This window comes from Streptomyces lincolnensis (assembly GCF_001685355.1).
GTDB lineage: Bacteria > Actinomycetota > Actinomycetes > Streptomycetales > Streptomycetaceae > Streptomyces > Streptomyces lincolnensis.
This window is the reverse complement of record NZ_CP016438.1, coordinates 1,227,661-1,242,235: the sequence shown is the minus strand read 5'-3', so window position 1 is coordinate 1,242,235 and position 14,575 is coordinate 1,227,661. Positions and strand designations below refer to the sequence as shown.

Genomic DNA, 14,575 nt, shown 5'->3' with positions numbered 1-14,575 from the left:
TCCCGGGATCAGTCGGTGGAGTCGAGGAACTCGCCGACGACCCGGAGGAAGAGCTCCTCCTCCTCGACGTGCGGCATGTGGCTGGAGTGCTCGAACATGTGCCAGCGCACGTCGGGGATGCGGTCGGCGAAAGGGCGGACGGTCTCGGGAGTCGCCTCGTCGTACCGTCCGGACACCAGCAGGGTGGGCGCCTGGACCAGGTGCAGCCGGTCGATGACGGACCAGTTCTTGAGCGTGCCGACGACATGGAACTCGTTGGGGCCGTTCATCGTGTGGTACACGGTCGGATCGGCCTCGATGTTGGCCCAAGTGGCCTGCACCTCGGGCGGGTTGGGTGTCAGACGGCAGACATGGCGCTCGTTGAAGACCTGTTCGGCCGCCCGGTAGTCGGGGTGGTCCGTGGTCCCGGCCGCCTCGTGGGCGAGCAGGGTCTGCTGGACCTGCGCGGGAAGCGCGGCGCGCAGTTCGGCGGCCGCCGTGAGCCACAGCTCCATCGACGCGGGGGAGTCGGCGATGACCAGCCCGCGCAGCCCGGGCGGCCTGCGCACGGCGTGCTCGGCGGCGAGCATGCCGCCCCAGGACTGGCCGAGGAGGTGGTAGGCGTCGGCGATGCCCAACGTCTTGAGCAGATGGTCGAGTTCGTCGAGGAAGAGCTGGACGGTCCAGAAGTCCGCGCCTTTGTCGGGCAGGTGGGTGGACAGTCCGGTGCCGAGCTGGTCGTAGTGCACCACCGGGCGCCCCTGCTCGGCGATGCCCGCGATGCTCAGGGTGTACTGGTGGCCGGCGCCGGGACCGCCGTGCAGGACCACCAGCGGTGTCCTGCCCGGTTCGCCGGTGATCCGGTACCAGGTGGACCAGCCGTTGAAGTCGACGGTTCCGGTGTGGTTCGGTTCGGGGATCGCCACGGGGAAGCCTCCCGGAGCGGCTGGGAACAGCCGGCCGATGTCTGAAACTGGATGGGTGTGACGGATGGATGAGATGGTGAAGGGGAAAAAGGTCAGCGCACAAGACCTTTTGGTGGGGTCGGCGCAAGACGTAACGGCGCGTTCACGTGGCCCCCGCTCGTTTACCGCAGCGGCATGTGAAGGGGAGGACAACTGACATCCGTACCTGAGGCACCCGAACCGGGGGACGAGTTCTCACGCGTACTCGACCGCGTCCTCCTCGGCGGCACCGCGTCGCCGTCGCTGCACCCGGTGCGCGTGGCCTCGGCCGTCGACGAGGTCTCCGACCGGCTGCTCACCGCGATCGCCGTCGGGGACTTCCTGCCGGGCGAACGGCTGCCCACCGAACGTGAGCTCACCGGGCTGCTGCGGGTGAGCCGCCCCACCGTGCGCGAGGCCGTCGGGCGTCTGCAGGCCCTGGGTGTCATCGACATCCGCCGGGGCCGCAACGGCGGAGCCTTTGTCCGCGACAGCTGGAGCGAGTCCTCCGCGGCCGCCGTACGCCGTACGCTGCTGCCCCGCAGGGCGGAGTTCGAGCAGCTCTTCGACCTGCGCGGATTGGTGGAGGGCATGGTGGCCGCGACGGCCGCCCGGCGCCGCCGGCCCGAGGACCTCGAACCGATGCGCGAGGCCCTGGCCGCGCACCTCGGCGCGAGCACGCCCCGCGAGGAGCAGGCCGCCGACAGCGCGTTCCACCAGGCCGTCTGCGCGGCCACGCACAACCCGCAGATCGCCCGGCTGAGCCGAGATCTGCTCTCCCGGATCAGCCTCGGCTTCCCGATCGAGCCCTGGGGCAAGGGCGAGCGGTCCCACCACCACCGCGCCGGAGAGGGCCACACGGCCCTGTACGAGGCCGTCGCGGCGGGCGAGCCCGAACGCGCGGAGGAGATCGCACGGTCTCACTTCATGATCAGCGCCGAGATGATCCGCGAGGTGCTGGCCCGGGTCCGCGGGGAGGAGCCGGCCTGAGGATCTCCCACCGTCCGCCCGGCCCCGTACGGCCGGTGGGAGATCACGTCACACCTCCCGGTAGTCGATGCCGAGCAGACTCGCCGCGGCCCTGAAGTCGGCCGCGTGCCGGCCGAGAGCCAGGGACCAGTGGTGACCGACGCCCGTGGCGCTCCACTCGTCGACCCACTCGCCCGGGTCCCGGCCGAAGTCGACCCGGCTGGTGGTGTTGCCGATCTCCAGCAGCGGGCCGGGGACCACGGTCCCCTCGGAGGCGATGAACGACAGACTGCCGTCGGCGTCCTGGCCCACACCGAGGAGCGTGACGGGGCCGGGCTGCACGTCGAACTCCACGCTGACGCCCCAGCCCCGCTTGCCGTGGTAGACGCCCAGGCCACGCAGCAGCGGATCACGGGCGGAGACGGCGAGATGGGCGGGACCGTCATGGCCCATCTCCACCACGCCGTCCTCGAAGTTGAGGGCCTGGATCTCCGTGAAGGAGCCCCCGCCGCCCACACTCTGGGAGACCAGCTGGGCGAGGCTCGTGCGCAGTTCGTACTCGCCCGCCGCCGGCACGCCCCGGGCCGTGAGCAGGGAGGCACCCAGGATCATGCCGGCGCCCAGCCGCTCGTGCAGTTCGCCGTCGAGTCCGCGGTGGTAGTAGGCGAGGGTGTCGAGGCCGAACTCCTCCACCAGCCGGTCCAGGCCGACCGACACCGTCGCCCCCCAGGCGAAGTCCTCGTCCACCACGCTGTCGTCGAGGGTGAAGACCTTGCGGGCGAGCGCCATGCGCTCACGCGTCTCCGCCTCGGTCACCCGCTCCACCCGATGCCGCAGGTCGTCGAACTCCAGCACCTCGACATGCGAGCCGAACGTCGCCGGAAGCAGCGTCAGATCGGTCGACACGTCGAGCATGCCCGGATACAGATGCCCCATCAGGCCGTGCCGGGCGTGCCGGAGCGCCGCCCGCACATGCGCGGCGCGCACCCACTGCTCGATGCGCCGCCAGGCCGACTCCTGACGCAGCCAGCCCGACACCGACCGGAAGGGGATACCGGCCCGCCGGAAGACGTTGCCGACCTCCGGCACCGAGCACTGCGCGCAGTACGCCAGCCAGGCGCCGGTGTCGAAGGAGGGGTGGTCCATCCGCTCCGACGGCTGGAGGTCGATGACCAGGACGGGGGTGTGCGAGCGCTGCGCGATCGGCAGCACCATCGACGAGGTCAGATAGGTCGTCAGGAACAGCACGATCAGATCGCAGTCCGCGCGGCGCAGCTGCTCGGCGGCGGCCGCCCCGTCCTGGGCGTCGGAGACGAACCCGACGTCGACGACCTCGGCGTCCAGCTGCTGGAGGCGCTCCGTGACGTAAGCGGCCGACTCCTTCAACTGCGGGAGGAGCCCGGGGAACTGCGGCCAGTAGGTGCCGAGCCCGCCGGCCACCAGCCCGACGCGCGTGCGGCGGCGGGTCACCGGCGGCAGCAGATCGCGCAGGGCGGCAGCACGGTCCGCGGCCAGGGTGGTGGGTTCGGTCGTTGCCATGGTCGGTGTGCTCCTTAGGAGTTCCGAGGTCCGGTACGCGTTCAGGCCCTGGCCACTCCCAGATCCGCGGGCGCGGTGGCGGGATCCGGGGAACGCTGGATGAGGACACGGATGATGTAGATGCCCGCGACCGCCGAGGCCGCCATGCACAGGGTGATCGACCAGAGCAGCAGCGACGCGCTGTACTCCATCAGGGCGGGCGTGACGAAGGCGACGCCCGCGAAGACGCCTCGCGACAGGGCGTAGGTGAGGCCCTGGGTGGTACCGCGGGTGTCCGGGGGCAGCGTGAGCTGCGACCACACCTTGTAACTCGCCTCCCCGGCAAAGGGGTTGGAGATCTGGTAGAGCACGAAGAAGACGAGCATGCCGACGAGGGCGCCGGCGGTGAGGGAGGCGATGCAGAAGGCGACGATCTGCACGACGGTGAACACGTAGAACATCCGGTCGCGCCAGGGGGTGTCGGCGATCCGGACGAAGACGAAGGTCAGCACCAGCGCGATCGGCAGGAAGGCCAGGTTGATCCCGGTGGCCAGGCTCTGCGAGGCGCCGCTGACGGTGACCAGCAGATAGGTGCCGAACTGCCCGAAGGTGTTGGCGCCGATGCCCCAGGTGACGTAGTAGACGAAGGTCGCGGCCATCGGCAACAACGCGGCACGGTTCCACACGTTCTTCAGCTCGTTGCCCCGCGGGGCGTCCAGCGCCGCCGCCTCGGCCGCCAGCTCCTCCTTCGACGGCTCGGCGGCCAGTTCCAGACGGGCGCGCAGCTGCCAGGTGACCAGTGCGGCGACGGCCAGATGGCCGGTGATGAGCCGCGCTCCGGTCATGCCCGCGTCCGACAGGAGGTAGCCGAGGAAGATCACGACGACGATGCCGGCCACCCACATGACCTGTGTGAAGGACACCAGACGCGCCCGGGCCGCGGGAGGCGCGGCGTCCGAGACCACGGCCAGGGACGTCGGCAGGTCGGCGCCCGCGGCCAGCCCGGCGATGAGGACGCCGGCGAAGAGCACGATGTCGTTGGGCGCCAGGGTGATGACGATCGCGCCCAGCGCGAAGCAGAAGATGTCCAGGTTGTAGACACGGCGGCGGCCGAACATGTCGGCGAGCCGGCCGCCGACCAGGGAGCCGACGGCGATGCAGCCGGTGACGATCGCGCTGATCGCACCGGCCATCCACACGCCCATGTCGTAACTGTCCCGGTAGATGGCCAGGTTGACGGCGATGCTGACGATGAGAGCGGCATCCAGGTAGGAGGCCATCCCCGACAGCGCCGCGACCTTCCACAGGCGCTTGGGAATGGGCTGTTCCGGGTGGACCGGGGCAGAGGGGATTCGGGCCATGATGAGACTCCGTCGGCTGGGGATTGGCCTTGGGGCGGTCCTCGATCGACGGTGACTATAGGAGCCGAAAAACGTTCCAACAATAGTTCTCGCGCACATCCGCGGAAAGAGGAGCCAACCGTGTCGCGTGTCGCGGACCTGGCCTCTCGCGCCCCAGGTCGCTTACGGTGAGGCGGATGTAAAACGTTTTTGGATCCGTCAGGGTGTCCGCCGTACCCGGAAGGACCGCACTCGTGATCTCTCCCGCGCTTCAGCACCTGTTCGACGACCCACCCCGGGACTTCGGCCCCACCCCGCTGTGGTGGTGGTCGGGCGCGAGGGTCACCCGCGAGCGTCTCGCCTGGCAGATGCGCCGGTTCGCGGAGGGCGGCGTCCACAACCTCGTCGTGATCAACCTGGCCCCGGCCGGACCGACCTTCGGCGCGCGCACCGACGAACCGGCCTGGTTCGGCGAGGAGTGGTGGGCCCGCTTCACCGACGCCTGCGAACTCGCCGGGGACCTGGGCATGCGGCTGTGGTTCTACGACCAGATCGGCTTCTCCGGCGCCAACATCCAGGGCAGCGTGACGCGCCGTCACCCCGAGGTGGCCGGACAGGCCCTGCGCTCGCGCCGCACCGTCGTGTCCGGCGGCACGGTCGCCCTGAGCGGCTCCGAGACGCTGGTGGCCGCCTACGACGGGGCGGGCGCGCGGCTGCGGACGAGCGCGCCCGACCGGATCGAGGCCGCCGACGGCAGCGAGGCGCACCTCGTGGTCGCCGTGCCCACCGCGTTCGACTATCTGGACCCGCGGGCCGTCGGACTGCTCCTCGACGCCGTCCACCACGAGTTCGACCGCCGCGTCCCCCAGTACCTGGGCAACGTCGTCGCGGGCAGCTTCCAGGACGAGCTGCCGAACACCAACTCCTGGAGCCACCGCTTCCCCGACGCGTTCCGGGCCAGGCGCGGCTACGACCTCCTCGACCACCTCCCCGCCCTCTTCGGCGACGCCCCCCGTGCGCCCCGGATCCGCGCCGACTACTACGCCGTCCGCGCCGAGCTCGCCGAGGAGGCCCTGTTCCGGCCGCTCGCCGCCTGGCACGACGAGCGCGGCCTGCTCCTGGGCTGCGACCAGAGCCATCCCGCCCGCTCCGGCTACCCGGCCCAGTCGACGCAGATCTACTCGGACTACTTCCGCACCCACCGCTGGTACAGCGCGGCCGGCAGCGACCACCACGGCGACGCCAAGGTCCACTCCTCCATGGCCCACCTCTACGGCCACGAGCGCGTCTGGATCGAGGCGTTCCACTCCTCCGGCTGGGGCGGCACCCTGGAGGACACCTACGACTGGCTCCTGCCGTTCCTGCGCAGCGGCGCCAACCTGTACAACCCGCACGCCAGTTACTTCGGCACCGCGGGCGGCTGGTTCGAGTGGGCGCCGCCGTCCACCGACTGGCGCCAGCCCTACTGGGGCCAGTACCCGGCGTTCTCCCGGGCCGTCGCCCGGATCTGCTCGATCATGTCCTGGGGCACCTACAGCGCCGACGTCGCGGTCCTGCACCCCACCACGACCATGCAGTCCCTCATCCCGCTGGACGCCCCCGTCAAGCACTTCGGGGACGGCCGTCTCGGCGCCGGACACGCCGACGTCGACGAGACCCAGCGCCACTACCTGGACCTGTGCGGCACGAACAACTGGCTCGGGCCCCGGATCGGAACCCTGGACCGGCACCGGATCTCCTTCGACGTCATCGACGACGCCTCGGTGCAGCGCGCCAAGGCCGCCGACGCCACGCTGCGCGTCGGGGACCTGGCCTACAGCGCGGTGCTGCTGCCCTCGGCGAGCGTCCTGGAGGAGGAGACGGCACGCCGGCTGACCGACCTGCTCGACGCCGGCGGCCGGGTCGTGGTCGTGGGCCGCCCACCCGCCGCGGCGGCCGGCCTGGCCGGCGACGACCGTGCCGTCACCGCGCTCATGTCCCATCCGCGGCTGGAACGGGCCGACGACGCCGAGGGCGGCGCGGCGGCGGTGGCCGACCTCGCCGGATACGCGACCGGCGATGTGCCGCTGCTCGTGCGGCGGAAGGACGACATGGCGGCCGCCCTGGTGACGGGCACTTTCCCCGACGCCCGCGTCGATCCGGCCGAGGGCCGGCACGAGAGCGACCCGGCGCGTTACGCCTCCACCTCGTCCGTCACCGTGAACGCCCCGGTCGCCGAGGCCGAGTGCTGGAACCCGGCGACCGGCGCCCGCCGCCCCGCCCGGGTCACGGTCACCGACGGCGTCTCGACCATCGAGGTCCCCCTGGACGGTGCCCCGGCGGCCCTCGTCGTATGGCGCGAAGGCACCCCGCCCCCGGCGACCGCATCGCCACCGACCACCTCCGTGGAGACGGTCGACATCTCCACCGGCTGGGAAGGGCGCCTGGTCCCCACCCTGGACAACACCTGGGGCGACCTGGCCCTGCCCGCCGGGGCGGCCGTGGACGAGCCGCAGATCTGGACGATGGAGTGGACCGAGCCGGGCGCCGACCGGGAACGGACACGGGCGACCTACGGCAACCGGGTGCGCGTCCTGCCTCCCGTGCCCTCCAAGCAGGCACCCGACCCGTTGGACAGCGCCTCGGTGGAACGGATCCTGGCCGGGGAGCAGCCGCTCGTCCCGCCGGACGCGGGCTGGAGAGTCTCGCTGTACTCGTCGAGCCGGGGCATCCCGGACCCCGACGGCCTGCTCGGCAACAAGGGCCTCGTCCCCGAGGAGTTCGTCCGCGTGCCGGTGCCCGGACCCGGCACCGTCGCCAGGATCCGCGCGATCGTGGAGACCGGCCACCGCGGCCCCGCCGATCTGCACATCGGCGCGGCGGCGGTGAAACGGGTGTGGTGGAACGGCGAGCGACTGGAGACGAGCGGTGGCTGCCAGGCCTCCGCCCGGGTGGACGTGACCGGCTCCCGCAACGTCCTGGAGTACGAACTCGCCGACGCCCAGGACCGGCCCCTGCTGATCTCGGGCGCCGCGGGCACTCCGCTGGGCAGCTACTTCTGCCTGTCCCGCCCCGACGGTTTCGCGCCGCGCCCACGGTTCATGCGCCTGCCCGAGGGCGTACGGCCGGACGGCCGCGTGACCTACCGCGGGCGGCTGCGGGTCACGGGCGACGAGGTGGAGGCGGCGCTCGTCGTGGGCGCCGCGACCGGCCTCACCGTGTCGCTCGACGGCGCCGTGGTGGCCCGCCAGGAGAAGGTGGAGTACTACGCGTCCGACTGGGGCGCGGTGCCGATGTTCTTCCGCCACGCACTGACCCTCGGGGCGGGGGAGCACGTCCTGGAGGTCGTGGCCGACAGCGTGCACGCCCAGGACGCGGTCTTCGTCGACCTCGTGGCGGGCGCGGAGTCCACCGCGCTGGTCAGCGGCCCCGGCTGGGAGGCCGAGACGGGCACCTGGCACGGCCGTACCGTCGAACACGAGGGCCGCTGGGGCGAGTTGCAGCACTGCTACGCCGCCGTCCGGCCGCATCCGCTGCCGGACACCGAGTGGCTCACGGGCGCGCCGGTGCTCGGCGCCCCCGTACTGCCCCTGCGGTCCACCGACGACGTCCACGAGGCCGCGCAGCGCTTCCGCTTCACCGTGCCGTCGGGAACCGTGTCGGTCGAACTGCCGCTGGAGCTGCCCGCGCGGGTGCGCGTCGGGCAGGGCGCGGAACGGCCGCTCGACGGGCAGGTGCTGACGCTGGATCAGGTGCCGCGTGAGCCGATCGAGATCGAGGTCGTCACCGAGCCCACCGCCGTGCTGCGCGGCGGCTCCGCCTGGCGCGGCCCCGTGCGGGTGCGCACCGTGCCGGCCCCGGTGGCGCTGGGCGACTGGTGCTCGCTGGGACTGGGAGGCTGGAGCGGGGGAGTGACCTACGCCCGCTCCGTGACGGTACCGGCCGGGCCGGACCCGGTACTCGACCTCGGGCGGGTCCGGGGCGGCGTCACGGTCCGCCTCGACGGCGAGCCCGTCGGCGAGGCGTTCTGCGCGCCGTACCGTTTCGCGCTGCCCGGCGCCGCGGGCCGTACCGTCCGTATCGAGGTGACCGTCCACAACACCCTCGCCCCGTATCTCGCCGAGGCCACCCCGACGGCCTGGGCGTTCCCCTCCCAGCTGCCGTCCGGACTGCTGGGGCCGGTGACGCTGTGGACGCGGGGCAGGTAGCGACGACCGACGGAGGCCCGTGGCCGCCCGCCGCGGGTCAGGGCGTACGGGCGTGGCGGGTGAAGAAGTCGACGAGGCTGTACGGGGCGTCGGCGTCGAGGCACATCGCGTGGATGCGGGCCGACTCGGCGGCAGCGGCGGCGCTGCGCGGGAACAGGGCCTGTTCGTACGCGGTGAGCGCGGCCTCGACGTCGTCCGGGTGCGCGGCCAGGGCGTCGCCGAGTTCCGCGCCGTCGTACATGGCGAGATTGGCGCCTTCGCCGGAGGGTGCCATCAGGTGGGCGGCGTCGCCGAGCAGGGTGACGCCGGGCACGCGGTTCCAGCGGTGTTCGCCCGGCAGGGCATGGACGGTCCGCCGGACCGGCGCGGTCTCGCCGTCGGTGATGAGCGCGGTGAGTTCCGGCGCCCAGCCGTCGAACTCCTCGGCGACGCGGGCCGCGGCCGCACCGGCGTCGGTGAAGTCGATGGCGTCGATCCACTCCTGGGGCTTGCTGAGCTGGACGTAGGTGTGCAGGACGCCGTTCGGTTCACGGTGGGCGGAGATGCCCTTGCCGGGGGCGAGCGCGGACATGGCACCCGCGCCGACCGCCTTGGCGCTGGCGGGATGGCGCTGGTCGACGTCGTACAGGTAGGTCTCGACGAACACCGTGCCGACGTACTCGGGCCGCGCCCCGGACAGCAGGGGACGGACGCGTGACCACGCGCCGTCCGCGCCGACCAGCAGACCGGTCGTCACACGCGCCCCGTCCGCGAACGTCACCTCGTGCCGGCCATCCCCGAGAGGCCGGACCGCGGTGACCTTGCGCCCCCATCGGACCGTGCCGGCGGGCAGCGAGCCGAGCAGGATCTGCCGGAGGGCGCCGCGGGGAGCCTCGGGCCGCGCGCCGGTATCGTCGTCGGGCTCGTCCAGCAGCACCTTTCCGTCCTTGTCGAGCACCCGCGACGCCTGGGCGCCCTGGTGGACGATGCCGAGGAACTCCTCGAAGAGGCCGGCGGCCTTCAGGGCGAGCTGCCCGTTGTAGTCGTGGATGTCGAGCATGCCGCCCTGGGAGCGGGCGGTCGCCGACGTCTCCGCTTCGTAGACCGTCGCCGGGATGCCGTGGACGTGCAGGACGCGGGCGAGCGTCAGTCCTCCGAGCCCCGCGCCGATGATCGTGACGTCAGTGGTCATGGGAGTTCCCTCCTGATCGTGGACCGCCGGGCGGACACCCGTCAGGCCATCTGGAACGACGTTCCAGCAAGCCTCAGAGTGGAACGCCGTTCCAGAGCTTGTCAAGCTGGAACGATGTTCCAAGCTGGCTAGAATGCGGACCATGGCCACCAGGGCACGTCATCCGGAACGACGACAGGAACCGCTCTCCCGGGAGCGCATCGTCGGCGCCGCCGTCGAACTCCTCGACGCGGTGGGCGAGAGCGGTCTCACCTTCCGCGCGCTGGCCGAGCGCCTCGCGACCGGGCCCGGGGCGATCTACTGGCACATCGCGGGCAAGACCGAACTCCTGGTCGCCGCCACCGACGCCGTCGTCGCCCCCACCCTGGACGCGGCCGACGCAGCCGACGCGACGCCGCAAGAGGCGATCCGGACCCTCGCGGGCGACCTGTTCGACGCGATCGACGACCATCCCTGGGTCGGCGCGCAACTCAACCGTGCCCCCGCGCCGCCACCGTTGCTGCGCGTCCTGGAACGCATCGGGGGTCGGGTCCAGGCGCTCCACGTGCCCGAGGCCGCCCAGTTCACCGCGGCCTGCACGCTGTTGAACTACATCCTCGGCGTGGCGGGCCAGAACGCCGCCAACGCCCGGACGGCCCAACCGGGCGCCGACCGGGGCGAGTTCCTCGACGCCGTGGCGTCCACCTGGGCACAGCTCGACCCCGCCCAGTACCCCTTCACCCGAACCGTCGCCGGACAACTGCGCACCCACGACGACCGGGAGGAGTTCCTCGCCGGCATCGACCTCATCCTCACCGGGATCGCCGCGCGCCGGTGACCGACCGGCCGCGTTGTGCCCCGGCGGACGACGGCATCACCGTCACGCCATCTCCGTCACGGCTTCGCGCCCGATCCGTCGAGCAGGACCTGACTCTCCCCGCCGTCGGCGAGCCGGGCGCGCAGCCGTGCCGCGTCCTGGCCGGGCGGCAGGCCGTAGGCGCTGCGGTATTCACGGTTGAACTGGGTGGCGCTGACGTAGCCGACCGCCTGGGCGGCCTGGGCCGCTGTCATGTCGCCGGTGAACAGCCGCCGTCGCGCTTCCTGCAACCGCAGGCGTTTGTGGAACCTGAGCGGGCTCATGCCGGTGGCCGCCTTGAAGTGCCGGTGCAGCGTGGCCGGACTCATCCCGGCGACCGCGGCGATCTCGCCGATGCTGAGCGATTCGGTGTAGTGGTCGCAGATCCAGCGGGCCGCCGTGCGGATCCGGGACGCGGCGGAGTCGGCCATGGACCAGTGGCTCAGGACGGGGCCGAGCGGGCCGCGCAGCAGCCGGTAGAGGATCTCGCTCTCGATACCGGAGGCCAGGGGCCGGATGTCCGCCGGGGCGTCGAGGAGCTGGACCCACCGGGTGACCGCGTCGACGAGTTCCGGCGCCATCGAGGCGGTGACCGCCGCGGACACGTCCGGCGGGGACGGCGGGCCGGTCTCCTCCAGTTCCATCTGTACGGCGGCCAGTGCCCGGCTGTCGAGCCGCATCACCGCCGCGCGGTAGGGCACCTTCTCGAAGGCGGCGGTGACCGGCATGTCGAGGGTGATCAGGGCCATTTCGCCGCGGGGCGTGACCCAGCAGCGATCTCCCACCGCGGTGCGCTTGGAGCCTTCGGCGATGAAGCAGACCATCGGTTCGTACATCATCTCGGTCGGCTCGATGAACTCGTCGAGCGCGACCAGCGAGAGCCGGGGCACGGCGGTCTCGGACCACAGCCCCTCACAGTGCCTTTCGACGGCGCGGGCGAGTCGGTCCACCATGAGTCGCGTCCTTGCGTGAGTCGCGTGCTTGTGTGAGTCGCGTGCTTGCGTGAGAGGATCAGGCAATCCTATGCGACCGGTGCCCCATGACGCCGCGCCGCCGCCTTCCTAGCGTGGACGGCATGACACAGCACCACGCGAACCTCCCGCACCGCAGGCTCGGCACCGAGGGCCTGGAGGTCTCAGCCGTCGGCCTGGGCACGATGGGCATGACCATGGCCTACGGGGCCGGTGACGAGCAGGGCGGCATCTCCACCATCCGCCGCGCCCACGAGCTCGGGGTCACCTTCTTCGACACCGCCGAGCTGTACGGCATGGGAACCGGCAGCAACGAACAGCTCCTGGGCCGGGCCGTGAAGGACTTCCGCGACGAGGTCGTCCTCGCCACCAAGTTCGGCTTCGACCTGAGCGATCCGCAGAACGTCGGCCTCGGCCTCGACAGCCGCCCCGACCACATTCGCGAAGTCACCGAGAACAGCCTGCGCCACCTCGGCACGGACCACATCGACGTGCTCTACCAGCACCGGGTGGATCCGGACGTCCCCATCGAGGACGTCGCCGGAACGGTCGGAGAGCTGATCGCCGAAGGCAAGGTGCGCTACTTCGGGCTGAGCGAGGCCGGCCCCGACATCATCCGCCGCGCCCACTCGGTGCAGCCGGTGTCCGTGCTCCAGACCGAGTACTCGGTGTTCGAGCGGGCCGTGGAGGCGGACGTCCTGCCGGTGGTCCGGGAGCTGGGCATCGGCTTCGTCCCGTACTCGCCGCTGGGGCGCGGTTTCCTGACGGGCGCGGTGAAGCCCGCGGCCGACTACCCCGCCGACGACATGCGCAGCTTCGACGACCGCTGGCAGCCCGGCAACTACGAGAGGAATCTGGCCGCCGTCCGTGAACTCACGGCCCTGGCCGACAGCAAGGGCATCGCCGTCACCCAACTGGCCCTGGCCTGGCTGCTGGCCCAGGGCGACGACATCGTGCCCATCCCCGGCACGCGCAGCCCGCACCGCCTGGCGGAGAACGTCGCCGCCGCGTACGTCGATCTCACCGCCGGGGACCTCGCCCGCGTGCAGGAGATCCTCCCGCACGGCGCGGCCGGCTCCCGCTACCCCGCGGCCATGATGCCCACCTGGTGACAGCCGCGGCCCGCCACGGACAGACGGAACAGCTGCCGGACGGTCAGCCGCCGGAGGCGGGCCGCGTGGAGTCGCGTACGACGAGTCCGGGTGCGAACACCCGCGCCTCGTGGGCGTGTTCGGCGCGGGCCTCGACCTCGTCGAGCAGCATCTCCACGGCCGCCCGGCCGAGATCCTCGACCGGCTGGTGGACGGTGCTCAGGGGGGTGCCGACGAAGCTGGCGATGTCGAGATCGCCGTAGCCGACCACCTGGACCTCGTCGGGTATGCGTACGCCGCGCTCGGCCAGGCCGTGGCAGAGGCCGGCGGCGAGGAAGTCGTTGGTGCAGAAGACCCCGTCGGGGAGGTCGTCGAGCCGGCGGGCGATCTCCAGGCCGTAGGCCACGGTCATCTCCTTGGCGACGACCTGTTCCACCCGCGCCTCGCGCCGGCTGCGGACGGCCTGCCGGGCGCCCTGGTAGCGGTCGGCGCACTGCCGGATCGCGCGCTCGCCGTTGACCACGAGGATGTCGCGCGCTCCGCGCTCCAGGAGGTGCTGCACGGCTATGCGGCCGCCGGCGATGTCGTCCACGGAGACGGAACAGCCGTCCTCGGCCGACATGGCACGGTCGGCCAGGACCAGGGGAATGCCCCGCTCCCGCAGGCGTGAGAGCCGGGTGGGGTCGGCGCTGAGCGGCACCACCACGGCCCCGACGGCCCGTTGTTCGACGAGCATGGTGAAGTAGCCCTGCTCCCGCTCCGGCGCGTCCGCGCTGTGGCAGAGCACCAGGGAGTAGCCGTGGTCGTAGGCCGCGTCGGCGGCACCCCGGGCGATGCGCGAGTAGAAGGTGTTGGTGATGTCGGGGAGCACCAGGCCGATCGAGGACGAGTGGCCGGTGCGCAGGCCGGCGGCTCCCGGGTGGGGCACGTAGTCGAGGGCGGCGACCGCGTCGCGGACCCGTGCGGCCGTGCGCTCGTTGACGCGCTCGGGCCGGTTCAGGACGTTCGACACCGTGGACACCGAGACCCCGGCGGCTGCCGCGACGTCCTGGATGCGGGCGGGGCGAACCGGAATGTCGTCCACCCCCTCGCTGTGGCAGCCGTGCGACCAGGCACGATGTGATCCGGCATGGGCGACGCAAGTCTACCCCGGCCACACGTGAAACGTTTTTCGGATGCGTCAGTCGGAAAGTGGCGCAACGGTTCGGCCGGCAACTTCCAGGCCGTCGTCCCGGGCGGGCAGCTGTGCAGTGGCGGCCGGACCGAGGGAGGGTACGTCCTGCGCAGTGACGTGAACGTCACCTGAGTGACGGGCAGTTCGCCGGAAGCGGGGTCGGTCGGTCGCACGGCGGCAGAAAAAATCGGCAAACCTGCACACCGTTCACCGCGGGGTCATACGGAAACCGGGAAGCCGCCGCGCCGACACGTCCGCGCGGGCAGCGCGAAGGGAATTCGTGTGAAGGATTCGGTGTATTCGGTGAGCACACTGCAACGCTGGTGAAGCAGGTTGTCGGAGCATCCCCCGGATCGCCGCCGGGCGACTGGCCAGCACGGCTACGACGTGCTTCGA

General features: G+C 71.8%; 10 protein-coding genes and 1 pseudogene. 5 read left to right on the top strand and 6 right to left on the bottom strand.

Features of this window, described 5'->3' with window-relative positions; all coding sequences use genetic code 11:
* Positions 1–8: 8 nt before the first annotated feature.
* Positions 9–905 (bottom strand): proline iminopeptidase-family hydrolase, encoded by an 897-nt coding sequence (locus SLINC_RS05485; protein ID WP_067427478.1) that lies wholly within the window; start codon positions 903–905, stop codon positions 9–11.
* Between the two features lie 297 nt (positions 906–1,202).
* On the opposite strand from SLINC_RS05485, the gene SLINC_RS05480 reads away from it, so the two are divergent.
* Entirely contained in the window at positions 1,203–1,913 is a 711-nt protein-coding gene (locus SLINC_RS05480; protein WP_067427476.1) for a FadR/GntR family transcriptional regulator, read from the top strand.
* Between the two features lie 48 nt (positions 1,914–1,961).
* Here the strand turns inward: SLINC_RS05480 and SLINC_RS05475 are convergent, their stop codons facing one another.
* Positions 1,962–3,431, bottom strand: coding sequence for an L-fucose/L-arabinose isomerase family protein (locus tag SLINC_RS05475; RefSeq protein ID WP_067427474.1), 1,470 nt, complete (start codon positions 3,429–3,431; stop codon positions 1,962–1,964).
* 41 nt (positions 3,432–3,472) lie between these two features.
* Complete coding sequence (locus SLINC_RS05470; protein ID WP_067427472.1) at positions 3,473–4,771, bottom strand: MFS transporter; 1,299 nt, start codon at positions 4,769–4,771, stop codon at positions 3,473–3,475.
* Between the two features lie 233 nt (positions 4,772–5,004).
* Between SLINC_RS05470 and SLINC_RS05465 the strand changes: the two genes are divergently transcribed.
* Complete coding sequence (locus tag SLINC_RS05465; RefSeq protein ID WP_067427470.1) at positions 5,005–8,937, top strand: glycosyl hydrolase; 3,933 nt, start codon at positions 5,005–5,007, stop codon at positions 8,935–8,937.
* 37 nt (positions 8,938–8,974) lie between these two features.
* On the opposite strand, the gene SLINC_RS05460 is transcribed toward SLINC_RS05465, so the two are convergent.
* Positions 8,975–10,108, bottom strand: a complete 1,134-nt coding sequence (locus SLINC_RS05460; RefSeq protein WP_067427468.1) for an FAD-dependent oxidoreductase — start codon at positions 10,106–10,108, stop codon at positions 8,975–8,977.
* Between the two features lie 142 nt (positions 10,109–10,250).
* On the opposite strand from SLINC_RS05460, the gene SLINC_RS05455 reads away from it, so the two are divergent.
* Complete coding sequence (locus SLINC_RS05455; protein ID WP_067445030.1) at positions 10,251–10,925, top strand: TetR/AcrR family transcriptional regulator; 675 nt, start codon at positions 10,251–10,253, stop codon at positions 10,923–10,925.
* Positions 10,926–10,981: 56 nt separating this feature from the next.
* Here SLINC_RS05455 and SLINC_RS05450 read toward each other — a convergent pair whose 3' ends face one another.
* Entirely contained in the window at positions 10,982–11,896 is a 915-nt protein-coding gene (locus SLINC_RS05450; protein ID WP_067427466.1) for an AraC family transcriptional regulator, read from the bottom strand.
* Between the two features lie 122 nt (positions 11,897–12,018).
* On the opposite strand from SLINC_RS05450, the gene SLINC_RS05445 reads away from it, so the two are divergent.
* Entirely contained in the window at positions 12,019–13,026 is a 1,008-nt protein-coding gene (locus tag SLINC_RS05445; protein WP_067445027.1) for an aldo/keto reductase, read from the top strand.
* A gap of 43 nt (positions 13,027–13,069) precedes the next feature.
* Here SLINC_RS05445 and SLINC_RS05440 read toward each other — a convergent pair whose 3' ends face one another.
* Entirely contained in the window at positions 13,070–14,089 is a 1,020-nt protein-coding gene (locus tag SLINC_RS05440) for a LacI family DNA-binding transcriptional regulator (protein WP_067427464.1), read from the bottom strand.
* Between the two features lie 102 nt (positions 14,090–14,191).
* On the opposite strand from SLINC_RS05440, the pseudogene SLINC_RS49210 reads away from it, so the two are divergent.
* Positions 14,192–14,278: pseudogene (locus SLINC_RS49210) on the top strand (cellulose-binding protein); the annotation flags it as partial.
* Between the last annotated feature and the right edge of the window lie 297 nt (positions 14,279–14,575).

Excerpts from the sequence above, each read along its gene's own strand:
- SLINC_RS05470 (WP_067427472.1), bottom strand. The coding sequence starts at position 4,771 with ATGGCCCGAATCCCCTCTGCCCCGGTCCACCCGGAACAGCCCATTCCC.
- SLINC_RS05455 (WP_067445030.1), top strand. The coding sequence starts at position 10,251 with ATGGCCACCAGGGCACGTCATCCGGAACGACGACAGGAACCGCTCTCC.
- SLINC_RS05450 (WP_067427466.1), bottom strand. The coding sequence starts at position 11,896 with ATGGTGGACCGACTCGCCCGCGCCGTCGAAAGGCACTGTGAGGGGCTG.
- SLINC_RS05445 (WP_067445027.1), top strand. The coding sequence starts at position 12,019 with ATGACACAGCACCACGCGAACCTCCCGCACCGCAGGCTCGGCACCGAG.
- SLINC_RS05460 (WP_067427468.1), bottom strand. The coding sequence starts at position 10,108 with ATGACCACTGACGTCACGATCATCGGCGCGGGGCTCGGAGGACTGACG.
- SLINC_RS05475 (WP_067427474.1), bottom strand. The coding sequence starts at position 3,431 with ATGGCAACGACCGAACCCACCACCCTGGCCGCGGACCGTGCTGCCGCC.